This is a genomic window from Neptunicoccus cionae, assembly GCF_014643735.1.
Lineage (GTDB): Bacteria > Pseudomonadota > Alphaproteobacteria > Rhodobacterales > Rhodobacteraceae > Amylibacter > Amylibacter cionae.
This window is the reverse complement of sequence record NZ_BMKA01000002.1, coordinates 856,560-878,363: the sequence shown is the minus strand read 5'-3', so window position 1 is coordinate 878,363 and position 21,804 is coordinate 856,560. Positions and strand designations below refer to the sequence as shown.

Below are 21,804 nucleotides of genomic sequence, written 5' to 3'. Positions count from 1 at the left end.
GGATCTGACTTGGAAGGCTCATGACTGCGGTGTTAACGGCATTACGCCCAATATGGAAATAATTCGTTGCCGGTTATGAACTTCAGTGAAACCAGCAGTCTTTTATAGCACTGGCAGGGGATCAGTTCAGGGATTTTATCCGGCGAGCGATCTCTTCCATCTGGGCGAAAACGTCACCGTCGGGCATCAGACTGTCGATGAAATTCACCACTGAAACGGAAACCAGCCGATCAGAAACGACGAAGAACACGCGCCATTGTTCGGCGGTGGTATCCGGTATCACCGGACCGTCCGCATCCCGTGTATGGACGTAAAAGATACCATCGTCCTGCATGGTTCCAAGAATACGGAGCCGGTCCGGGTTGCCTTTACGGCTTAGCGCAGCGCGACCCTTCTCGGACTGGAAATAGCCCTCAAGATCCTGATCCGCAATCGCTTTCTGAATGCCAGTTTCAGCCAGAACATTAATGATTACCAAGCCTTTAGCAGAGTTTTCAGAGTTGCCGGTATCACAAGGGCCCATCACCACAAAGGCACCACTGGCAGAGCTGCGGCTTTGCTTGTCATTAAAGCAATAACCAGCGGCGCGGCCCAACGTGACCGTTTGACCGGCGACTTTCACAACCTTGGTATCCTGAGGCACTTCGGAGGCAGAAGCCGACAGACCAAACTCCGGTGCATTGACGCACCCCGCAAGAAGCACCGCCACAAGGCAGGCAAATCCAAGACGCAATCGGGACAGGCAGTTGATTGTCACTATGTCACCCTCTAAACCACGCACCACAGCAGGATTGCTTCTTGGCACCGGCGGAGGAATACAGCAGATGCTGCCACAAATGAACGAAAAATTTGACGCATTCATTGCACCCGCCCGTAAACATCGCGGCGGGTTGCTATTTTTTGGCGCGGTTCTGTTCCTGCTGTTGGCCTATACAGAGATCACATTCGGCTTTGTTGCCCTGTTCAGCATCGCCCTTTCTGTTGCGCAGAACATCGCCCTTGCCGAGGCGATGGGAACAGTTTCGGCCCATATCGCGGCCCCTGAAACACCGGCAGCGATGATTGGGGTTTTGTTGTCTTTCGTCGCTATGCTGGCTGCCGTGTGGTTAACGGTCGGATTGTTTCGCGGCCAACCCATCACCGCATTGCTGGGCAGAAATGGGGTGTTAAGGAATTTTCTTCTGGCCTGTGCAATCGTCGCCCCCTTGCAAGCGATTGCCTTCACACTGGCGCTCAGTGGCGGGGAAACGGTGCCGAACCTGCCCCTGTCGGAATGGCTGTTATGGATGCTACCGGCATTGCCTCTCTTGTTGATACAGGTCTCCGCCGAGGAGCTGGTGTTTCGCGGCTATCTCCTACAAGAGTTCGCAACGCGATTTCAGAACCGCTGGATTTGGCTGGTTTTGCCCTCGATCATCTTTGGCAGCTTGCACTTTGATCCTGCCCGTTTTGGTTCAAACAGCGTATTAATTGTGGCGGCGACGACGCTATTCGGGGTGATCGCTGCGGATGTAACAGTGCGGACAGGTAATCTCGGGGCGGCGATCGGCTTGCACTTAATGAACAATTTTTTGGCGATGATGCTGGTGTCGATGGATGGCACGCTTAACGGGCTGTCCCTTTTCGTGACCCGCATTCATGTCTCTGATCACGAAGCTGTGCGCCAGTTGCTGTTGATCGACATCGCTGCACTTTTAGTTATTTACGCCTGCTACCTACTGGTGATGCGCTGGCAGGAGCGGCGGTGATTGCAATCAGTGCGTTGCGGAATTAAATAGGGACAACAGTCAAATCAGGACACACCCATGAACTGGATTTCGAACTACGTTCGCCCGAAGATCAACTCTCTGTTTTCCCGCCGCGAGGTGCCGGACAACTTGTGGACCAAATGCCCCGAGTGCGACACCATGCTGTTCCACCGTGAACTGGCAGACGGGCTGAACGTGTGCTCCAATTGCGATCACCACATGCTGATCACCCCCCGTGACCGGTTCCATGCGCTTTATGATGGTGGCTTGTTCAGCGAAGTCGAGGTGCCAGAGCCGAATGCAGACCCGCTCGGGTTTCGTGACCAGAAGAAATATCCTGAACGGATGAAAGCGGCCCAAAAGCAAACCGGCGAAAAAGAAGCCATGCTGGTGGCGGAAGGCAAAATGGGACGCACCCATGTTGTTACCGCCGGTCAGGACTTTTCCTTCATGGGCGGGTCTATGGGCATGTACGTCGGCAATGCGATTATTGCCGCCGCCGAACGTGCCGTTAAGAAGAAATGCCCGATGATCCTTTTTTCTGCCGCCGGTGGTGCGCGGATGCAGGAGGGTATTCTCTCGCTGATGCAAATGCCCCGCACCACGGTTGCGGTTCAGATGCTCAAAGAAGCGGGACTTCCCTATATTGTTGTGCTGACCCATCCCACCACAGGTGGTGTGACGGCCAGTTATGCCATGCTCGGGGATGTGCAAATCGCAGAACCGAACGCCCTGATCTGTTTCGCCGGTCCCCGTGTAATCGAACAGACCATTCGTGAAAAACTCCCCGAAGGCTTTCAGCGTGCGGAATACCTGCTGGATCACGGTATGCTGGATCGCGTGACCCACCGCAAGGATATGCGGGACGAGCTGATTTCAATCGTGCGGTTGCTGACCAAGCAAACGCCTCCCGTCGCCGCCGATCTTCCTGCGCCCGCGTCAGAGCGCAAAGAAGCGGCGAAAGAGGAAGCTGCCACGTGACATCACCGGCAGAGACGGCCCATAGCGACATCGTGCTTGACCGCTTGATGTCGCTTCATCCCAAGATTATCGACCTGACGCTGGATCGTATGACCCGTCTTCTCGATGCGCTGGGCAACCCTGAACGCCATCTGCCTCCGGTGATTCATATTGCGGGAACCAACGGCAAAGGCTCCACACAGGCGATGATCCGTGCAGGGCTAGAGGCGCAAGGCAGCGCGGTCCACGCCTATACCTCGCCCCATCTGGCGCGGTTTCATGAACGGATTCGTGTTGCAGGCGACCTGATCAGCGAAGAAGACCTGATCAAAACGCTTGAGGCTTGCGAAACAGCCAATGGTGACACGCCGATCACCTATTTCGAAATCACCACCTGCGCGGCTTTGCTGGCCTTTGCCAACACCCCTGCGGATTATACCCTTCTGGAAGTCGGTCTTGGCGGGCGTCTGGATGCGACCAATGTGATCGACAAACCCGAAGTCTGCGTCATCACGCCGGTGTCTATCGACCACGAACAGTACCTGGGTGATACACTGGGCAAGATTGCCTTTGAAAAAGCGGGCATCCTGAAGCGAAACACTTTTGGAGTGGTCGGACCGCAAGAAGACGAAGCACTTGAAGTGATTGAACGTCAGGCTGCCAAAGTCGGCGCGACCTTGAAAATCCACGGGCAACACTGGCACGTCTGGGAAGAAAACGGACGCTTGTTGTATCAGGATGAAAACGGATTGTGGGATTTGCCCATGCCCGCATTGATCGGCAGCCATCAGGTGCAAAACGCCGGTGCCGCCATCGCAACGCTGCGCATTCTCGGGGTTTCAGAAGACGCCGCCTCTGATGCGATGACCAAAGCTGCCTGGCCCGCCCGCCTGCAACATCTGCGGCACGGCCCATTGGTAGAAACCGCTGAACAGTGCGAGCTTTGGCTTGACGGTGGGCACAACCCTGCTGCTGGCAAAGCCCTGTCTGAGGCATTGGACCGTCTGCCGCAACGTCCGCTGCACATGATCACGGGTATGTTGAACACAAAAGACGCCACAGGCTATCTGCGCCCGCTCGCTGATAAAGCCGTGTCACTCCAAGGCGTCTCTATCCCCGGAGAGGCCGCCACGCTTAGCGCCGCAGAAACAGTGGAGGCTGCCCGTTCGGTTGGCATGGATGCAACGGTGGCTGACTCTGTTCAGGAAGCAATCGAGACCATCAAAGCCAGAGACGCCGCAGCGCGCATCCTGATTTGCGGATCACTTTATCTAGCAGGACGGGTCTTGCGGGAGAACGGCTAGGGCCTTCTTCTGGCGATCAATATCCCCGCCGGAGGCCAAATTCCCTGCGCGCCGCGCGGGGATATTTTCAGAAAATGGAAAACGCCACGGGCTTAGCAACAGGCCGTGGCGTTTTTGTATTGCATCAAGCGGCTTAGAGGCTTTCGTTGATCCAGCCTTGAAGCGCTGCTTTCGGGGCTGCACCGGTCTTGTTGGACACAACTGCGCCGTCTTTGAACAGAAACAGGGCCGGAATGCCGCGCACGCCGAGTTGTGCCGGAGAGCCCGGGTTTTCATCCACATTTACTTTGACGATTTTGACCTTGCCGGCCAGCTCGTCAGACAATTCTTCCAGTGCCGGACCGATTTGTTTGCAAGGACCACACCATTCGGCCCAGAAATCCACCACAACGGGCAGATCGGCGTTGGTGACTTCGGCTTCGAAGGTCGCGTCAGTTACAGCTACAGTTGCCATTAATTTTCTCCATAAGGGTATCTGAATGTTAACCGCAACCTAGGAACCGGCGGCGGATAGGTCAAGCTGTCGCGACGGTTTGGAAGGCATTCCTCACAATGTCGTGCGGCACTGTCATGATCTGCCTGTTCACGGTCCAAAGCACGGCGACCTCGACGGTGCGGTCGGGATAAATCTGTCTCAGAGCGCTGTCATAAGCCGCAAGCTGGCGCAGGATACCGAGCGGGATATCCTCCGGACGCTCTGGCAGGGTCGCGTTCGTCTTGAAATCGATGGCAGTGACTTTGTCCGGTGATACGATCAGCCGGTCGATAATCCCCTCCATCCGCTGCCCGCCAAAGGCTTCAAGCGGCGCAGACACGCCCACTTCAGCCAGCACGGTGTCTTTAAAAACATGGGACAGGGCAGGGTCATCCAGAACCGCAGTAGCTTCGGTAAAGATACGGTCGAATTCCTCTGGCGTTTGCGGCGCTATCGAACCGACAAGCAGTTGTGCGGCCTTTGTGCGGCGCGCCGCCTGCGGTGTCTTCGCAAGATGTTCAAGCAGCAGATGCACCTGCGTGCCCTTGCGCATGGCGCTTTCCTTATCAGCCCCTTCCACACCGCCAAACACGATTTTGTTGCCCTCAAATTTTGACGGAGACAGGACTTCCGCAGCCGGTTTTGGGGCGGGGGGCAGGTGATCCACCCAATCCGGCAAGCCGGGTGTCTGCCGCGGTGCCGTGGCTTGCGCTTCAACCGGCGTTTCGCTCCAGTTGTGCAGGACCGACAAACCGGTCCCGACGGCAGGAAGCTCTGTCGGAGTGACTGGCATCCAATCGCTTTGTTCCATCGCTTCGGCCACCAGATTATACCAGCTCGCACCTTCTTTGCCGCGATCCCCTGCACCGGCGACGACCAGCCATTGTTCGGCCCGCGTCAAAGCCACATAAAGCAGGCGCATCCGTTCCTGATCGGCAAATTCCTTGGCGGCTTCCTTGGCCTCTTTCTGAACCATCGGGGACATATCTTCGGGGGATTTCCACAAGAAACCACCCGTTTTCAGCGCAAGTATCTGGGAAGAATCGCTGTTCCCTTTGCGCACTTCGGTATCCGGCAAGATCACAATCGGCGCTTCGAGACCCTTGGAACCGTGCACCGTCATCACACGAATCTGCCCCGCGCCGCTGTCCATTTCCCGTTTGATTTCAACCTTCCCCGCAGCAAACCAGTTCAGGAACCCCGGAAGGCTGGGCGCTTCGAGTTGTTCGTATCGCATGGCTTGGGACAGCAATTCGTCGATCCCGTCCTCGGCCTCGGCACCCAACCGCGCGAGGATATTCTCGCGCCCGTTGTGAAGGGTAAGGATACGTTCGATCAATTCGTACGGGCGCAGGAAATCCGCTTGCTTCAGCACATCCCGCAGGATCGCCAATTGCGCGGGATAGTGTGTTTCAGCCTCTCGCAGCGCCTGCCATAGGGTTTTGCCCTTTTCGCGCGGTTGTGCCACGTGAAACAATTCAGCCTCACCAAAGCCGAGCAGCGGGGAACGCAGTGCCTCTGCCAGTGAAAGATCGTCCTCCGGCAGGTCGGCAAATTTCAGCAGCGACAGCATATCCCGCACAGCGAGTTCCTGCCCCACATCCAGCCGGTCAGCGCCTGCAACGGGCAATTCAAGGGTCTTGAGTTCTTTGATAATGCTGTGAAAAATCGGGCGGCGGCCCTGCACCAGTATCAGAAAATCGCTTGCCTTTACGGGGCGATTCTGACCAGGAAGTTCCTGCTTGCTGTCGAGCACATGTTTGATCCACGCCGCGATCTGGCGGGCAAGGATTGTCTGGGGATTGTCCGGCGCGGGGGTGTCGACCGGTTTATACCACGGGGTGTCATCCTTGGTCTTTTCTGTTTCGATAAACGGCCAGAGATCGACACGTCCCGGCAGGTCTGTCTTAAAGGGACGGTGCAGCGCCTGTTTCAGAAAACCGGCACCGGCGGGGCCTTCGAATACCTTGTCCACCAGTCGCAGCACCGGCTCGGATGAGCGAAAGGAAAAGGACAGCTCGACTTCTTCCAGCCTATTCTGAACCGCATTCAGACGGTTGGAAAACCGTTGGCGCATCACGTCAAATTCCGCCGGATCAGCGCCTTGGAACGAATAGATCGACTGCTTCTCATCCCCGACGACAAAAATAGTGCGGTTGGTGTCCTTGCCGCTGTCACCGGAGGTAAACTCATCGGTCAGCAGCTTGACCACATCCCACTGGCTCGGGCTGGTGTCTTGTGCTTCGTCCACAAGAACGTGATCAATGCCGCCATCAAGCTTGTATAAAACCCATTCCGCCGCCTTGGAGCCTGACAAAAGACGTCCGGCGCGCGCGATCAGGTCGTCATAATCCAGCCGGCCCGTCTGGGTTTTCAACTGGTCGTAACGCTCTAGGAATGCTGTGGAAAACGCTGCCATTGCCTCGGCCCGTTCCAGTGCAAGATGGTTCACGTAAAGCCAGTAAACTTCCTCTGTGCGCTCCATAATTTCGTTGAGCGCTTGCACCAGTTCGGGGTGGTTTTCACGGCAAGGTTTCTGCGAAGGCAGCTTGTCCAGTTTCGCCGAATAGGGACCGGCCTTGGCCGTCGGACCAAACAGCAGCAAGCCGCCTGCACCCTTCAAATAAGACTCTATGCTGGTGGCGTTTGCCAATTGTTCCAGCTTGGGCGCATCCGCCTTGTTAGACTGTTCGGCATTGACCACGCGCGCGGCTTCTAGCAGCACTTCGCGGCTGTCGCGGTCCAGTACATAGGCCAGCATATCGGCAGGATTTTCGCTGTTTGTGGACGGGAACAACGCGCGCACGGCTTTTATGTCCAACGCATCCCGTTTAGAGGCGATTTCTGCCAGCAAGGCATCCGGTTCCAGCCCCGACATAAATCGCGCCAGCCGGTCCACAGCGGTGATACCGTCCCCGTCGGCAAGTCCTTCGAGGATTTCCGCCCGCATCAATTTCGCCTGACGATCCTCCAGCACTTCAAACTGCGGAGAGACACCTGCCTCCAATGGGAAACGGCGCAGTAGCTTGTCGCAAAAAGAGTGGATCGTCTGGATTTTAAGACCACCGGGTGTTTCAAGCGCGTTGGCAAAAAGGGTGCGGGCCTTGCGCATGGCAACAGGGTCTAACGCTTCGCCTTCGCCAAGTTCGGACAGGGCTTCGCGCAGGGCGTCATCGGGCATCATGGCCCACTCGCCGAGTCGTTTGAACAGGCGGTTCTGCATCTCGGCTGCGGCGGCTTTGGTGTAGGTCAGACACAGGATTTTCTGCGGCTGCGTTCCATTCAACAACAGCCGCGCCACGCGGTCCGTCAGCACGCGGGTCTTGCCCGAACCGGCATTGGCCGCCACCCAGGTAGAGGCGTCAGGATTGGCGGCGCGGACCTGCGCAAGGGTCGCATCGTTCATTGGTTTGGCGGTCATCAGTCGTTTCTCCCCACGGGAATTTCCACCGGCGCATCGCTTTCTTCCCATTCGCCTTTGCGGGCGAGATGGTCGAATTCATAGGCAAAGCTCATTTGCTGCATTCGCGTGCGGGCTGGAAATCCCTTTTCGGTGGATTGATAGGATTGCACCAGTTCGACAAATTCCTGCCAGACCGCATCTATTTCGGCGGGCGTTACGTCAAGTGACAGAGTTTTGCCCTTGGTGTCCTGCGCCGCGCCGCTTAACCCGATGTATTCCAGCGCAACGGGCATTCCCTGACCAATTTTCTCAAACCCGCCGGTCGCTGCAATTGCGGCTTCTAACTGAAGCTGTTTGTTAAAGAAATCCGTCTGCGCTTTGGTCGGTGGAGAGCCGGATTTATAATCGTAGATCAGAAAGTTACCGGCTTCATCCGTGTCGATCCGGTCCGCTTTGGCCACCAGCTTGAAGTCGAGAGATTCGATCTCGCGCGCGCCTTCTATTTCCTGCGCAGTGGACCCGCCCCGCAGACGCCGTTCGGCCTCCTGTGCGACGAACCAGCCGGAAATTCGCGCCAGTCGTGCCAGCCATATCCGTTGCATCGCGGGCCATGGCACTTTGTCACGTAACACCTCTTCGGCCACATCAAGAAGCGCTTTACGGGCGTCATCGGGCAGGCTGTCGGGGTAGCGGTGGACGAACACTTCAACCACTTTATGAAGCGCGATCCCACGGATCAAGGCATCCGGTTCACGTCCCAGCGGGTCCAGCCGTTTGAGTTGCAGAATCTTCTGGGCATAAACCGCATAAGGATCGCGGATCAGCCGTTCTACCTGTGTCACTGACAGTTGTTTCAATCGCTTGCCTGCGGGCGGCATCGGGGCCGGACGCGGCGCGGGGGGGACCGTTGTGGCGGGGCGGTCCATCTGGCGGGCGAGATCAATCCAGTGCTGACCGTTCTCCGTCAGGGTCTTAACAGCAGCTTTGCCAGTATCCCCCAAACCGTTCATCAGGTTTAAAATCCGCACGATCCAACGGGAGGCCACGGTCGGCGCATCCCCGTCCCGCAAGGAGTGGCTCAGCACCAGTTCGGCCGCACCGCAGCCCTGTTGGAAGTCATGGGCGGACAGGCCAATCAGCCGTTCAGGCGGCGGCAGTCCGATCTGCTTGCGCATGGCACGGTTCAACCACGGATCAGGGCTTTCTACGCCGGGCCAGACCGGATCATTCATACCGCCAAGGATCACCAGATCGGCCGTTTCAACGCGGGCTTCAAGCGTGCCCCAGATCGCCACCATTGGGTGGGAGGCACGAGCCTCCCGCGCGGTTTCAGAGCCTAGAACGTTGGAAAAAAGTGCGCGGTAATCCGCAATGCTCAGCGGTCCGGCGGCATCAGCATCCTTAGCTAACGTGTTGAAAACCTGCGTGGCTTTCTCGCCGGTTTCCATCTTCCACAGTTCGTGTTCGCTTTCTTGGGATGGTCCGGCGGCCAAGGCTTCGGCTGTTGCAAGATGCAGTTCCAACATCGCAGGCAGATCACCCTCTGCCATAGTTTCCAGCGGCGCAAGGCAGCGCACGATCCAGTCCGCCCAAACGCGACGGGCGGGGTTTTTCGTGTCCTTATCGGCCCAGTCGCGCAGGCCATCAAAATCTATGAAAGGCGCACCGCCGCGCAGTTTTTGCTTTTCATATTCGCGGGCGAAACGGCGGCTGTCCCCTTCCCGAACGCCGCTATCCGTCAGCGGATGTTTCAGCAGCGCGATCAGGTCCAACGGCGTTAGCCGTTGCCCCATGCAGTTGGCCACCAAACGCAGAAATATACCCGGAGGAGTCAGGTGCAAAGGTCGCCCCGCACTGTCATCGGGCAGAATATTCCAGCGTTGCAATACGGCACTGACACGGCGGGTCAGGGTCCGGTCTGGTGTGATCAGCACAGCGCGTTTGCCCTGTTCCAGCGCGGCGCGCAGACGCAGCGCCAGTGCCATCGACTCTTCTTTGGGGGTTTCCGCCTCTATCAGTGTCCAACCTTCGATCGCTTTATCCAATGCGGGCAGCAGCTTTGGTCCCTCGTCCAGCCATTGATCGGTGAAGGGGGCGGGGCGCAACGCCAGCGACACCAGCGCATTGCGTTCCGGATTGGCGGGCGTGTGATCCGACCAGTCGGCAATATCTTCCAGCGCAACCCCTGCCTGTCTGCAAAAATAAGCCAGCGCGGATTGCGGGTTATCAAGAGACACGAACTCCCCGCCGAGCGCATCCCAGTTTTCCACACTCAGCGCACGATCAAGGCCGGGCAAAACCACAGCCCCTTGGGGCAAGGCAGCAACGGCGCGCATAAACAGTGCGGTCTCTGCGCGCGATCCGGTAGAGCCGATGGCAATGACAGGATGCTCCGGCGGGGTGTCGGCCCATTTCGCAGTAAACGCAAGCGCCGCTGCCCGTTGGCGGTCCTGCGGGTCGGTGGGATTATCACTATCCCAGTGCTGTGCGAGGATGTTCAGAAAATCGAGCGAGCGTTGCCAGTGACCGGATTGATCCTCCACCGATATTTCCGCCAGCGCTGACATCGGCACGCCTTCGCCCTGCATTTCGTCCAAAACAGCAGCAAGGGATTGCGCCAGATCGAATTTCGCCGACTGCGGTGCAATAGACCCGTCCGCTGCCAGCAACCGGCCCACCAGTTGCGCCAGTGTCAGTTGGCGGCGCAGTTTGGAAACAGGTTCGGGCAGGACGACGGGCAAATCCGGGTGATTGGCAATATCTGTCAGCACGCGGATTTTAGGCAACAGCAGCGCGCCATCTTCAGTCAGAAGCTCTTTCAAGCGCCGCGCCATGCGCTGGGTGTTCACGAAAATCTCTGTCCGGCCCAGCACCTCTGGCCCATGTCCCGCTAGCCGCGCCTGTAGTCCGGCGATGAAGCTGCGTGAAAAATCACAACCGATTGGAACCGCAAACACGCGGGGTTGGGAGGTGGGTTCAAACATCAGCGAGTGCCTTTTCTGCGGCCTGAATGCCCGAAGGACGACCAACATCCACCCATTTCCCACCGTAAACCCAACCAAACGCGCGACGCTCTGCTATCATTTGGTTCCAGAGCAGGTTGAGCGAGAAAGACGTCTCGGCAATACCGGATAGGCGGTCCGTTTTCAAAATTTGCACGCCGGTGTAAACATATGGGGCTGTTGGGTTGTTACCGCGCCGGATCAATGCACCGTCCCCGTCGCACGAAAAATCGCCCGCACCTTCATGGGCGATGGTCTGTTCTATCGGAACGAGTGATAGCAGCGCATCCATATGGTCCGGATTCCAACGGGCTAACAGCTCGGGCACAGGATTAGGTCCAGCAAACACCGCGTCAGAGTTCATAACCACCACCGGATCAGGCCCCAGCAACGGCAGCGCATTCTTCAACCCGCCGCCGGTTTCCAGAATTTCCGGCACCTCTTGCAGGCAGGTTACATGCGTCTTCCCCGCAAGGTGCGTTTCGATCTGATCGGCGAGGTAATGGGTGTTCACCACGATGTTCTGGAAACCGTCCAGCAGGCTTAAAGCATGATCTATCAGTGGCTTACCGTCCACTTCGATCAAGGGTTTGGGTGTTTTATCCGTTAGTGGTGCCATGCGGGTGCCAAAGCCGGCGGCAAAGATCATGGCAGTTTTAGGGATCATCGCCCCGCCTCGGCGATGCGTTTTTGGATGTCATCGGTTGGCGGGGGAACGTGGCGTGCAACCCAGTCTGCAATGGCGGTCAGTGAAGGATCGCCGAGATCCCGCTGCAGATGATCCCAGACGCGGGGCATGTGTTTAAGGTAAACCGGTTTGCCATCCCGCATACAGAGCCTTGCGAAAATTCCGATGATCTTGATATTTCTTTGCATTCCCAGCGTGTTATACGCGGTCTGGAAAGCTTCACGATCAGCGCCGGATTGGGTTATGTAATGATCAAGCATCGCGCTTTGCAGATCCGGGCTGGTATCGCGGCGGGCATCTTCAAGCAGGGACACAAGATCATAAGCCGGATGACCCAGAAGCGCGTCCTGATAATCAAGCTGTCCGACACGCCGGATGCCTTCAAGATCTGGCAACCACAGCAGGTTTTCCGAATGATAATCCCGCAGAGCAACCGTATCCGTAGCAAGCCCTGCGCAGGCATCGGTGATCAGGCTGTCAAATTCGGCCCGCAAATCTGCTGGCGTGTCTTCTCCGGTTGCGGCTGGCAGATACCAATCGGTCAGCAACTGCGCCTCGCGCAGGTAGGTTGCGCTGTCGTAAGGGGCAATATCAGCGGGCGGCGGGGCGTTTTTAAGATGCACCAGCACATCAACCGCAGCGGTATAAAGTTCAACTTCATCCGCGCGGGCCGTGCCGCAAAGGCGGGCGAACAGATCGTCGCCAAAATCCTCTAGCAACAAGAAACCGGCCTCTTCGTCTGCAGCTAAAATACGCGGCGCGGAAATGCCTTGATCCAACAGCCAGTTGGTCATTTTAACAAAGGGGCGAATATCCTCCCCGCGTTCTGGCGGGGCGTTCATCAAAACCGCATTTCCGTGCATCGGGTCAGTCAGCCTGTCGTAGCTGCGGTTAGAGGCATCGCCCGCCAGATTGGCCCGCGTGGCGTGGTTCCACTCGGCGGATTTCAGGAAACGGGTGATCAGTTCGGAACGGTCGGTCAACGGGCCTAGCCTTGGGTCTTGGTCATGAATGAAAGCAATGAAACCGTAGTGTTCCATTTGCTGTCAGTCCATTCAAGCGAAACCCGACGGCGGTCTTCATCGTGTATTTCAAAGGTCAGCGAGAGCGCTGATTGCGGACGCAAACTGCCGAGCCGTTCAGGCCATTCAATCAGGCAGATGCTATCCTCGAAGGCTTGGTCCAGACCAAGCTCGTACAGCTCGTCCACTGCTGTAAGACGGTAGAGATCGGCGTGCCAGATTTCCGTGTCGTGCAATTCGTACACTTGTACCAGCGTGAACGTCGGGGAGGGCACATCCTCAACCGCGCCGATTTCCTGAAGGCGGGTCTGGATATACATCCGCGCCAGTTCGGTTTTACCGGCCCCCACGGGACCGGACAATAAAACCGTGTCGCCCGCCACGAGGGTCTCTGCCAGCACATTTGCCAGCAATTTCGTGTCTTCAAGACTGTTGAGATCAAAGCTTTGTTTCATGGGGCGGGCCTGATTGCGGGGTCTGTCCCATCCATCCCCCAGCCCAAAGATGATTGCAACAGGCTTTCCCAGTTCAGGTGGAATCCGCCAATTGTTCCGGCTCCGGTGATGCACCAGCCCGCTTAAATTCACAAAATACACGGCCATCTGCAATCGGTGAAACTGTCATGGTCAGTTTGGCGCCGCAGGTGTGGGTAATCTGGGCTTGCCACTGGCTGCGTTCGCTAAGATCGTGAATGAAATTGCGGAATTCACCCCAGACAGGGGTGGGCAGACAGTTCTTTTGAAACAACCGACTGACATCCGTGACAGTCGGGGGAGCCACCGCAGTTGAAAGGGTGCAGGACCAAAGCTCGTCAAAGGCGTCATTGGCGTAGGTCAGCTCTCCGGCTTGGTTGAAAATCGCCACTGCTTCTGAAAGGCTCTCTAGTGCGGCGTAAAGCTGGCGGATTTCTGCGCGATAGCCCGCCTCCATCGCGGCAGTGCGAGAGATATCTTCAAACAAAAGGGCAGCGCCACCGCGGGGGTGGGGCCGTCCAGTGACGCGGTAGATGGCACCAGAGGGAAGTGCCCAATCTACTTCGTACTTACCTGTGAAGGCGCCACTTTCAAGTTCCGCAAATTCCTGTCGCAATGTGGTGAAGTCGCGGGGTTCGGGAATGGACCCGTTGTTGCGCAACCGATCCAGAAATGCCCGCATACTTGGTCTACGGGCGAGCCAGTCCGGTGCCAGTTCCAACAATGAAGACAGGGCAGGGTTGAACAGTGTCAAATCCCGCTCCCTGTCGAACACCGCGATGCCAATAGGCAGATGGGCAAAGGTCGCAGTAAGGGTCTGAATAAAGCGTTTCAGTTCGTTTTCGGTTTCCGCAAGAAGGGTTGCGTCCTTAGCGTAAAATACGGTTCCTGCACCATTTTTCTGGGATTGTATCGAAAAAGCCTCTGGGCTTTCCGGCTGGACAGATTTCAGTCGGAATACTTCTTCTGCACCGGACACTGCCTTGGCTGTCAGCTTTTCAAAAGCATCTATCCCTTTGAAGTGCCCGTCCTGTTCCATAAAGGTTTTCAGACAGTAATCGTTCACCCAAGCGACCTGACCGCCGGATTCAATCCAGATGCCAAAAGGGGCGGAGTAAGCGATTTTGCCCAGCGTCGGACCAGATGAAACAAGCGCGCCTTTCCGTCGCCCCCGCGCCGCAGGCAGCGGTACGACCAAGGCAAGGCAAATTCCCAAACCAAACAGTAAACCTACGAGCATGAATCCCGTCTGAAAACCCGTCAACACTGTTGCCTTCCCTGTGATCCGATACCGAACTTATAGAAGACAGAAAATTAGTTAAAATGAGGTTAACTATCACTCGCCCCTGTTGGTGCGGGATCGATTTGGCGGTTCGGCCCCACGACAGATGCGCGATCCACTTCCAGATCCGCACGGTCCCAACGCACATTTACAATGGCACCGGTCGCGCCTTCCATAGCTTTCATCGCGCCGGCATTCTGGCCCATCGTATAGCCGTCCACCGCCGCGTTGGTAAAGGTGAGCTCGGCGCCGGTGCGCTCTAGCATAGTCTTGGCGATAAACAGGCCAAGCCCCATGCCCTCATACTCCGGTCGCGACGAGGCATGCCCGTCCGAGGATTTGCGCTTGCTCAGGAAGGGGTCACCGATCCGCCCCAGTAAATCCGGTGGGTAACCGCGTCCATCGTCCCCCACCATGACCCGAATAGACGTGTCGCTCCATGTGGTGTGAACCCAGACCGTGCTCTTGGCGAAATCCACCGCGTTTTGTACAAGATTGCGCACGCCGTGGATGAATTCGGGATTGCGCTGGGCGTATGGAATATCTTCAAGGCGGGGTTGTTCGGTCGATCCGTTGGCAAGAAAATGGATAAATTTCCCCCTATTTTCATGCGGTTCTGCGGCTTCTTGAACAATCGAGGTCAATGGCGCAGTCTTTAACAGCAGATCGTCCTTACCGGCCCGTCCCATGTCCCGCAGGATATCGCGCAGGCGTTCGGCTTGGGAAGAAATCAGCTCTGCATCCTCGCGCAGTTCCGGTGTGTCTTCCAGTTCCTCTGCCAGTTCGGAAGCCACAAGTTTAATGGTGGCAAGCGGTGTTCCCATTTCATGGGCGGCCGCCGCAACAACGCCGCCAAGAAGGGTCAGTTCATGCTCTCGCGCCAAGGCCATCTGCGTAGCTGCGAGTGCTTGGCTCATGGAAAACGTTTCGCTTGTAACCCGTCTTGCATAGCCCCCCAGAAACAGGATGCCGATCACCAATGCGGTCCAGTAGCCCGCCACGTAAAGCTGCGGCAGGGCGACAATCTCTCCGGTTTGGAGGGTTAAGGGAACGTATAAGAAAGCCAGCGCACTGATCGCAAGCAGTGCGATACCGCTTACCAGAAATGTGGCATTGACCCTAAGCGCGGTGGCGGAAATGGTTACTGGTGCAAGGATCAGCAAGGCAAAAGGATTGTTCAGCCCCCCGTTCAGGTACAGCAGGATAACCAATTGCCCCAGATCGAATAGCAAAGTCAGGGTTGTTTCCTGTTGCGACAGGCGCTTGGTTTCCGGAAGCGTAAAGGTTGCGGCGAGGTTGAAGATCACCGAAGCACCAATGGCCACCACATTCATCCCGATCAGAAGATCCAGATCAAGCACATAATAAGCCACGGCAACGGCAGCGGTTTGTCCGAAAATTGCCAGCCAACGCAAATAGATAAGGGTGCGCATCCGAACCCATTCACTGCGGGCAGAAGCATAGAAAAACGGCTGGGCGGTCTCTGACATGGGTTTTGCCTGACTTTATGCGGTGGTGTGACGTGATACCATCACGGCGAATGTGGCACAGAGGTTCTTTGGGGTGCAATGACAGATGCGTAGGATGACAGGTCCAAAGTACCGCACCACACGGGTTTGACCTGACATTCGGGAAACTCTACTAAGGATTAACACGATACGAAGGGACGGACATGTCGGAAACTGAGATGCGGGAAATCGGCGCGGATAACTCGTTGATGATCCTAGACGACGATGAACCCTTTCGCCGCCGTCTGGCTCGGGCGATGGAAAAGCGGGGGTTCAATCCGACAGCGCTGGATTCAGTGGCTGCGGGTCGGGCATTTTGTACCGCGACGCCTCCGGCCTATGCGGTTGTGGATTTGCGGCTCGAAGATGGCACCGGTCTGGACGTGGTAGAAGTGCTGCGCGCGCGCCGTGCGGATGCAAAGATCGTTGTTCTGACCGGATACGGTGCGATTGCCACTGCGGTTGCTGCGGTGAAGATCGGCGCGACGGATTACCTGTCAAAACCGGCTGATGCCAAGGACGTAACACACGCACTGTTGGCGCTGCCCGGCGACAAGCCACCGCCACCGGAAAATCCCATGTCTGCGGATCGCGTCCGCTGGGAACATATCCAGCGCGTGTTTGAGCTGTGTGACCGCAACGTGTCAGAGACCGCACGCCGGTTGAACATGCACCGCCGTACCTTGCAGCGTATTCTGGCGAAACGTAGCCCTAAATAAAACGTTCAGCGGGTGTTGGCTTTGATGTAGGTCAATTGCACATCTGGTGCGATGGCCGACAGCACTGCCTCGGTTGCCGAGCGTTGGCTGATCGGGGCCTCGGCCTCTACCAAAGTGGCGGCAGTGATGGCGTAAGGGGTTTGGCAAGGCTGGCGCATGTTCATCAGGGCAAGCGCGGATTCCAGTGGTGAAAAGCTGGGGTTATAGGCCGCGTTTTCTCCGTAGCGTCCGGTAAAGATTGTCCCGTCTGACTGCGCAACCGCGATACCGCAGTGGCCACCTGTGTAGGGCGCATAGCTTGCATTAGCTGCTTTAAGCGCAGCTTGTGCCAAAGGGTCTTCGCTTTGGATGGTAAGGGACTGATCTTGCGACGACATCAGCCCGCCCTCCATCCCGAGATCGGCAGGGCCAAAAGACTCTGGTAGGTAATGGGAGAGGGGTTTGGTGGAGTAGCTGAAATCATCCTCACCGGCCCCGTCACGCATCAGAATGTTGAAACCGTGCGCTGCCGATGCCAATTCGTTCATAAACTGACGGCAATACCCGCAAGGCGCTGCGTTCACTGCCAGCGCGAGTAGTCCTTGCTCTCCCATCTGCCAAGCATGGTTAATGGCGGATTGTTCGCCGTGTACAGAAAAGCTGAGCGCATGGCCCGAGAATTCCATGTTAGAGCCGAAGTATAAGTTACCCGTCGTGCTGCCCAAAACAATCGCACCAACGTGAAACCCTGACAGCGGCACCCGCGCATAGGCTGCGGCGACGGGCAGCAACCGGATCATCAGGCTTTCAGTGTCTATACCAAGCTGATCCCTTACCTTTTGCACAGTCGACGCAGAGATCATGGCGCCGCGTGACAGATCGGGCACCAGTATTTCGCGCAGTTCCGGCGGGAAGGTATCAGGGAAAGGAAGATCGGTCATAGGTTCGGCTTTCGTAACGTGTGGGAGAGTAACCCTGTTTCATGCTGCCTTGGCAACCTGCAACAACCATTTTCGCAAGGTCCGCTCTTTCGGCCCGTCCCGCGAGGGCAGCCACACGAGATAATAGCCAAGGTCTTCGGACTCCAGTTCAAACAAAAGTTTCAACTGACCGGTGGCAACTTCCCGTTCGATCAGGGAACGGGGGTGCAGTGTGACGCCCAGCCCTGCCATTACACCGGACAGTGCAAGGCTTGACCGCGACATCAGGTTTACATTCAAATTGTCAAAATCCAGACCCTCCGCTTCCAGCATAGCGCGGCGCTCCATCATGGAGTCTTCCAGCAGCCAAGGCAGGGATTGGGTGTCTTTCAGGGTCTTATATTCACAATCCTTCACCAAATCAGGGTGCGCAACCACACAGAAACCGCCGTCTGTCAGCCGCTCCACTTCCATCCCCTGCCAATCCCCGGTGCCGTAACGGATTGCCAGATCGAAGACGCCTTGACTCAGGTCAACGAGCTCCACGCTCGGGTTGATATTCAGTGTGATCTCGGGGTGATCCCGCCAGAAAGACCCGATGCGGGGCATCAGCCAGTTGGTGGCAAAAGCGGGGGTGACAGAGATGTTAAGGGGGCGGTCCTCATGCAGGCGGCGCAAATCGTCTACACCTGCGGCGATTTCGCCGAACCCTGTTTGCAGGCGGATCGACAAAGCGTGACCACTCGGCGTGAGAGCCAACCCGCGCCCTTGCCGCTGTACAAGTGCCTCTTTAAATTCCGCCTCCAGCCCGCGCACATGCTGGGCGATTGCGGCATGGGTCACGTTCAGCTCTCGCGCGGCTTTGCTGAAATTCAGATGCCGCGCTGTTGCTTCAAACGCGCGCAGGGCTGAAAGCGAGGGAATTTCCCGCCAGTCCATCAAACTATAAGCTCAGCTAACATTTGAGAAATATTACGGATTCGATCTGCAAAGGCAATCCCCATAGAAAGGATGCAGACACAGAGAAAGGAAAGACAATGTTCAACTCTATCGCCAAAGCCCTGATGATTGCTTCCCGGCAAGATGGACGCGGTCCAATCAGTTACCACGATCTAAATTCCGAAGCCTACCGCCATGAAGAACGCAAGAAGCTGGAATTGGAGCGTCAGGCCGCCCTGCGCCGCATCCATTCGCTCCATATCTGAAAGGCTGAAAGATCAGCTTTCAGTTAAATCGCTAAAGACTTCCATGAACGCACCCTTTGATTCCATCGGAGGGTGCGGGCGCAATTTGCGCTTTGGGATGTCGTCAAACACCGGTTTACCAAACAGTTTGTCCGCTTCCTCTTCGGAAAATCCTGCAATTTGAACCGCTTCCAGCCAGGCAGAAATGCGATCTGCCCGTTTGATCTGCTTCTTGATTGCAGGAGGCAGTTCAGCGGGCAAGCCGAACCGGATTTGGATCGCCTCCATCAACCGTTTGTCGAGCGCGGCATATTCCGGGCCGACTGCATCCTTAACAGGGGAAATCATATCCCCGATCACATATTCCGGCGCATCGTGCAGCAAAGCAGCCAGTTGCCAGTCCCGCCCCGCCTTCGGATAGAGGCGGCGGTAAAGTTCCAGCACAAAAACGGAGTGTTCCGCCACAGAGTAAGGATAATCACCGTAGGTTTGCCCGTTCCACCGTGCCACAAAAGCCAGCCCGTGGGCGATGTCCTCGATCTCTATGTCCAGCGGCGATGGATCGAGCAGATCCAGCCGCCGCCCCGATAACATCCGCTGCCATGCCCGTTGTGGTTTCATGGAGTCTCCTTTGCGGGCATTACGACTTGTTCCGATATTTTTGCAACGATTTGGCGATTCATGCGTTGATTGCATGAAGGAGGCACCAATGAAACGCTTTTTTATCGCTCTGACAACCGCCGTTCTGGCATCGACAACCGCACAGGCCACAACGTCCTGCATGGATTCCGAAGAGATGGAAGCCGCTCTGGTTGACTGGTATGCCGAAAAAGCCGTTGGCCCCAAAATCGACCGTGACGAAACGGAAATCCAGCTTTGGGCGTCGGAGCAAAACGGAACATGGACCCTTGTGAGCTATTACGAGAGCGGTCAGTCCTGCGTTATTGCGCAAGGCGATCACACAACGCCGGAACCTGACCTGCAACAGCAGGAAGAATTGTACTCCATGTTGGTGGTTCCAAACGAACGCGCGCTCTGACACCCCTGTGATCTATTGCCCGTTGAGACGATAGGGGAATGCTGGTAATGCCGTGTCAAAACCAAGATTGAAAGGTTCTGACATGGCGTCCGACTATATCGTAAAAGACATTTCACTGGCTGAGTTTGGCCGCAAGGAACTCGACATCGCCGAAACCGAAATGCCAGGTCTGATGGCTTTGCGCGAAGAATTCGGTGAGAGCCAGCCGCTGAAAGGCGCGCGGATTGTTGGCTCCTTGCACATGACAATCCAGACTGCGGTTCTGATTGAAACTCTGACAGCCCTTGGCGCAGATGTGCGCTGGGCGTCCTGTAACATCTTCTCGACCCAAGATCACGCCGCTGCCGCGATTGCTGCTTCTGGCGTGCCGGTGTTTGCCATCAAAGGCCAAACCCTTGAAGAGCATTGGGATTATCTCGACAAATCTTTCCTGTTTGAAGATGGCCCGAACCTGATCCTCGATGACGGCGGGGATGCAACGCTCTACATCCTGTTGGGCGCACGCATCGAAGCCGGCGAAGAATTTGGCGTTGCAACATCCGAAGAAGAAGAGGCGATCCAAGCCCAGATCAAAAAGCGTATGGCGGCATCGCCGGGCTGGTTCACCAAAATGCGCGGCCAGATCAAAGGTGTTTCTGAAGAGACAACAACCGGCGTTCACCGTCTTTATGAACTACAAAAGAACGGCGACCTGCCTTTCCCTGCAATCAACGTGAATGATTCGGTAACAAAATCCAAATTCGACAACAAATACGGCTGTAAGGAATCGCTCGTTGATGGCATCCGCCGTGCGACCGATACCATGATGGCTGGTAAAACTGCTGTGGTCTGTGGTTACGGCGATGTTGGCAAAGGCTCTGCCGCTTCCTTGCGTGGTGCTGGCGCCCGTGTGAAAGTGACTGAAATCGATCCGATCTGTGCGCTTCAGGCGGCAATGGACGGATTTGAAGTTACCACCTTAGAAGATTGCGTCAAAGACGCGGATATTTTTGTCACCACAACCGGTAACAAGGACATCATCCGCATCGAACACATGCGCGAAATGAAGGATATGGCGATCGTTGGCAACATCGGTCACTTTGATAATGAAATTCAGGTGGCCAACCTTGCGAATCTGAAGGTGACCAACATCAAAGATCAGGTGGATATGTACGAAATGCCATCCGGTAACCGTATGATCCTGCTGTCCCAAGGCCGTTTGTTGAACCTTGGCAACGCGACAGGACACCCGTCGTTCGTGATGTCTGCATCCTTCACCAATCAGGTTCTGGCCCAAATCGAACTGTGGACCCGTGGTGAGCAATACAACAACGAAGTCTATATCCTGCCCAAGCATCTGGACGAAAAAGTTGCGCGTCTGCACCTTGCAAAAATTGGCGTAAAACTGACCGAACTGTCCAAAGATCAGGCAGATTATATTGGCGTGACGACTGAAGGCCCGTTCAAGCCGGAACACTACCGTTACTAAGGCTACAGCCGCCCGACCATAAGAGTTCCAAAACGACCGCTCCGGCGGTCGTTTTTTTGTGCGAAAAAGGGGTGATATCCCGCCTTTGATGCCGCGTGTCCAGCGACGGGTTGGAAAAGAAACGCAGATGCCCCCTTTTTTTGCTTTCCCGCTTACCCTAAGTTTCCGCGTGAGAAGGGCGCTTCACGCAGGATGGCCCTTTCTTGGAACAGGGACAATCCGGCGCTATAGGAGTTGAAAATGGGAAAACGCGACGATTTGATTGCCAGATATGCTGACGATCTGAAGAGTAAATGTGGAATGACACCCGACATGGATCTGCTGACAAAAGTGACCATAGGCTGTGGTCCGTCGATCTATGACGCAGATGCAGCGACTGTCGCTTCCAGCCAACCCGGCGAACTGGAAACCGTAAAGAAGAACTTCCTTATGAAGAAACTCGGATTGTCCGACGGTCCTGAACTGGACACAGCGATTGAAAAAGTGATCGACACTTATGGCAAGTCCGAGCGTAACAAATACCGTGCTGTGATTTACTACATGCTGACCAAAGAGTTCGGCAAAGAATCTGTCTACAGCTAAACCACATTGAACCAGAGCTTACGGGCGCCCTTCGTGGCGCCCTTTGTG

At 56.2% G+C, this 21,804-nt stretch carries 20 protein-coding genes; 8 read left to right on the top strand and 12 right to left on the bottom strand.

The features are described 5' to 3' along the window. Positions 1-121: 121 nt before the first annotated feature. A complete protein-coding gene (locus tag IEX10_RS09475) occupies positions 122-757 on the bottom strand; it encodes a hypothetical protein (protein ID WP_188673840.1) in 636 nt (211 codons plus the stop codon). 1 nt (position 758) lies between these two features. Between IEX10_RS09475 and IEX10_RS09470 the strand changes: the two genes are divergently transcribed. The 3 genes from IEX10_RS09470 to IEX10_RS09460 are packed head-to-tail and all read left to right on the top strand — an operon-like array spanning position 759 to position 4,012. Continuing rightward, positions 759-1,748, top strand: coding sequence for a CPBP family intramembrane glutamic endopeptidase (locus IEX10_RS09470; protein WP_188673837.1), 990 nt, complete (start codon positions 759-761; stop codon positions 1,746-1,748). Between the two features lie 57 nt (positions 1,749-1,805). Continuing rightward, positions 1,806-2,729, top strand: a complete 924-nt coding sequence (gene accD, locus IEX10_RS09465; protein WP_188673834.1) for an acetyl-CoA carboxylase, carboxyltransferase subunit beta — start codon at positions 1,806-1,808, stop codon at positions 2,727-2,729. A 47-nt stretch (positions 2,730-2,776) separates the two neighbouring features. Beyond that, positions 2,777-4,012 (top strand): bifunctional folylpolyglutamate synthase/dihydrofolate synthase, encoded by a 1,236-nt coding sequence (locus tag IEX10_RS09460; RefSeq protein ID WP_188674720.1) that lies wholly within the window; start codon positions 2,777-2,779, stop codon positions 4,010-4,012. Positions 4,013-4,145: 133 nt separating this feature from the next. Here IEX10_RS09460 and trxA read toward each other — a convergent pair whose 3' ends face one another. The 8 genes from trxA to regB form a co-directional block, all read right to left on the bottom strand. Beyond that, positions 4,146-4,466, bottom strand: coding sequence for a thioredoxin (gene trxA, locus IEX10_RS09455; RefSeq protein ID WP_188673831.1), 321 nt, complete (start codon positions 4,464-4,466; stop codon positions 4,146-4,148). Positions 4,467-4,527: 61 nt separating this feature from the next. Beyond that, positions 4,528-7,908 (bottom strand): double-strand break repair helicase AddA, encoded by a 3,381-nt coding sequence (addA, locus tag IEX10_RS09450; protein WP_188673829.1) that lies wholly within the window; start codon positions 7,906-7,908, stop codon positions 4,528-4,530. Next, on the bottom strand, positions 7,908-10,874 hold the full coding sequence (gene addB / locus IEX10_RS09445) for a double-strand break repair protein AddB (protein WP_188673827.1): 2,967 nt from the start codon (positions 10,872-10,874) through the stop codon (positions 7,908-7,910). The genes addA and addB overlap by 1 nt, the downstream gene beginning before the upstream one ends. Beyond that, positions 10,867-11,559, bottom strand: coding sequence for a nucleotidyltransferase family protein (locus IEX10_RS09440; protein WP_188673824.1), 693 nt, complete (start codon positions 11,557-11,559; stop codon positions 10,867-10,869). The genes addB and IEX10_RS09440 overlap by 8 nt, the downstream gene beginning before the upstream one ends. Continuing rightward, on the bottom strand, positions 11,556-12,563 hold the full coding sequence (locus IEX10_RS09435) for an aminoglycoside phosphotransferase family protein (protein WP_229678492.1): 1,008 nt from the start codon (positions 12,561-12,563) through the stop codon (positions 11,556-11,558). The genes IEX10_RS09440 and IEX10_RS09435 overlap by 4 nt, the downstream gene beginning before the upstream one ends. Before the next feature lie 5 nt (positions 12,564-12,568). Next, positions 12,569-13,057 (bottom strand): tRNA (adenosine(37)-N6)-threonylcarbamoyltransferase complex ATPase subunit type 1 TsaE, encoded by a 489-nt coding sequence (tsaE, locus tag IEX10_RS09430; protein ID WP_188673818.1) that lies wholly within the window; start codon positions 13,055-13,057, stop codon positions 12,569-12,571. 73 nt (positions 13,058-13,130) lie between these two features. Further along, a complete protein-coding gene (locus IEX10_RS09425; protein ID WP_188673816.1) occupies positions 13,131-14,315 on the bottom strand; it encodes a PAS-domain containing protein in 1,185 nt (394 codons plus the stop codon). A gap of 89 nt (positions 14,316-14,404) precedes the next feature. Then, positions 14,405-15,847: a sensor histidine kinase RegB gene (regB, locus tag IEX10_RS09420; RefSeq protein ID WP_188673814.1), complete on the bottom strand. Its 1,443-nt coding sequence runs from the start codon at positions 15,845-15,847 to the stop codon at positions 14,405-14,407. A 182-nt stretch (positions 15,848-16,029) separates the two neighbouring features. Here regB and IEX10_RS09415 point away from each other — a divergent pair, with 182 nt between their 5' ends. Further along, complete coding sequence (locus tag IEX10_RS09415) at positions 16,030-16,584, top strand: ActR/PrrA/RegA family redox response regulator transcription factor (protein ID WP_069298519.1); 555 nt, start codon at positions 16,030-16,032, stop codon at positions 16,582-16,584. A gap of 5 nt (positions 16,585-16,589) precedes the next feature. On the opposite strand, the gene cdd is transcribed toward IEX10_RS09415, so the two are convergent. Together cdd and IEX10_RS09405 are read right to left on the bottom strand one after the other, a co-directional pair. Beyond that, on the bottom strand, positions 16,590-17,504 hold the full coding sequence (gene cdd / locus IEX10_RS09410; protein WP_188673812.1) for a cytidine deaminase: 915 nt from the start codon (positions 17,502-17,504) through the stop codon (positions 16,590-16,592). 39 nt (positions 17,505-17,543) lie between these two features. After that, positions 17,544-18,422 (bottom strand): LysR substrate-binding domain-containing protein, encoded by an 879-nt coding sequence (locus IEX10_RS09405; protein WP_188673810.1) that lies wholly within the window; start codon positions 18,420-18,422, stop codon positions 17,544-17,546. 98 nt (positions 18,423-18,520) lie between these two features. Between IEX10_RS09405 and IEX10_RS09400 the strand changes: the two genes are divergently transcribed. Beyond that, positions 18,521-18,688 (top strand): hypothetical protein, encoded by a 168-nt coding sequence (locus IEX10_RS09400; RefSeq protein ID WP_188673807.1) that lies wholly within the window; start codon positions 18,521-18,523, stop codon positions 18,686-18,688. 12 nt (positions 18,689-18,700) lie between these two features. On the opposite strand, the gene IEX10_RS09395 is transcribed toward IEX10_RS09400, so the two are convergent. Further along, positions 18,701-19,288: an HD domain-containing protein gene (locus IEX10_RS09395; RefSeq protein WP_188673806.1), complete on the bottom strand. Its 588-nt coding sequence runs from the start codon at positions 19,286-19,288 to the stop codon at positions 18,701-18,703. Positions 19,289-19,376: 88 nt separating this feature from the next. Between IEX10_RS09395 and IEX10_RS09390 the strand changes: the two genes are divergently transcribed. The 3 genes from IEX10_RS09390 (at position 19,377) to IEX10_RS09380 (ending at position 21,756) form a co-directional block, all read left to right on the top strand. Continuing rightward, positions 19,377-19,706: an S-adenosyl-L-homocysteine hydrolase gene (locus IEX10_RS09390; protein ID WP_188673804.1), complete on the top strand. Its 330-nt coding sequence runs from the start codon at positions 19,377-19,379 to the stop codon at positions 19,704-19,706. Between the two features lie 82 nt (positions 19,707-19,788). After that, a complete protein-coding gene (ahcY, locus tag IEX10_RS09385; protein ID WP_188673802.1) occupies positions 19,789-21,174 on the top strand; it encodes an adenosylhomocysteinase in 1,386 nt (461 codons plus the stop codon). Positions 21,175-21,414: 240 nt separating this feature from the next. Next, a complete protein-coding gene (locus IEX10_RS09380; protein ID WP_188673800.1) occupies positions 21,415-21,756 on the top strand; it encodes a DUF2853 family protein in 342 nt (113 codons plus the stop codon). The last annotated feature ends 48 nt before the right edge of the window (positions 21,757-21,804 follow it).

What these genes read in the sequence shown, in the direction of transcription:
- IEX10_RS09470 (WP_188673837.1), top strand. Translation starts at nt 759, where the DNA reads ATGTCACCCTCTAAACCACGCACCACAGCAGGATTGCTTCTTGGCACC.
- IEX10_RS09405 (WP_188673810.1), bottom strand. Translation starts at nt 18,422, where the DNA reads ATGGACTGGCGGGAAATTCCCTCGCTTTCAGCCCTGCGCGCGTTTGAA.
- IEX10_RS09415 (WP_069298519.1), top strand. Translation starts at nt 16,030, where the DNA reads ATGTCGGAAACTGAGATGCGGGAAATCGGCGCGGATAACTCGTTGATG.
- ahcY (WP_188673802.1), top strand. Translation starts at nt 19,789, where the DNA reads ATGGCGTCCGACTATATCGTAAAAGACATTTCACTGGCTGAGTTTGGC.
- IEX10_RS09460 (WP_188674720.1), top strand. Translation starts at nt 2,777, where the DNA reads ATGTCGCTTCATCCCAAGATTATCGACCTGACGCTGGATCGTATGACC.
- regB (WP_188673814.1), bottom strand. Translation starts at nt 15,847, where the DNA reads ATGTCAGAGACCGCCCAGCCGTTTTTCTATGCTTCTGCCCGCAGTGAA.
- trxA (WP_188673831.1), bottom strand. Translation starts at nt 4,466, where the DNA reads ATGGCAACTGTAGCTGTAACTGACGCGACCTTCGAAGCCGAAGTCACC.
- accD (WP_188673834.1), top strand. Translation starts at nt 1,806, where the DNA reads ATGAACTGGATTTCGAACTACGTTCGCCCGAAGATCAACTCTCTGTTT.
- IEX10_RS09390 (WP_188673804.1), top strand. Translation starts at nt 19,377, where the DNA reads ATGAAACGCTTTTTTATCGCTCTGACAACCGCCGTTCTGGCATCGACA.
- IEX10_RS09425 (WP_188673816.1), bottom strand. Translation starts at nt 14,315, where the DNA reads ATGCTCGTAGGTTTACTGTTTGGTTTGGGAATTTGCCTTGCCTTGGTC.
- IEX10_RS09400 (WP_188673807.1), top strand. Translation starts at nt 18,521, where the DNA reads ATGTTCAACTCTATCGCCAAAGCCCTGATGATTGCTTCCCGGCAAGAT.
- IEX10_RS09380 (WP_188673800.1), top strand. Translation starts at nt 21,415, where the DNA reads ATGGGAAAACGCGACGATTTGATTGCCAGATATGCTGACGATCTGAAG.
- addA (WP_188673829.1), bottom strand. Translation starts at nt 7,908, where the DNA reads ATGACCGCCAAACCAATGAACGATGCGACCCTTGCGCAGGTCCGCGCC.
- addB (WP_188673827.1), bottom strand. Translation starts at nt 10,874, where the DNA reads ATGTTTGAACCCACCTCCCAACCCCGCGTGTTTGCGGTTCCAATCGGT.
- tsaE (WP_188673818.1), bottom strand. Translation starts at nt 13,057, where the DNA reads ATGAAACAAAGCTTTGATCTCAACAGTCTTGAAGACACGAAATTGCTG.
- cdd (WP_188673812.1), bottom strand. Translation starts at nt 17,504, where the DNA reads ATGACCGATCTTCCTTTCCCTGATACCTTCCCGCCGGAACTGCGCGAA.
- IEX10_RS09440 (WP_188673824.1), bottom strand. Translation starts at nt 11,559, where the DNA reads ATGATCCCTAAAACTGCCATGATCTTTGCCGCCGGCTTTGGCACCCGC.
- IEX10_RS09395 (WP_188673806.1), bottom strand. Translation starts at nt 19,288, where the DNA reads ATGAAACCACAACGGGCATGGCAGCGGATGTTATCGGGGCGGCGGCTG.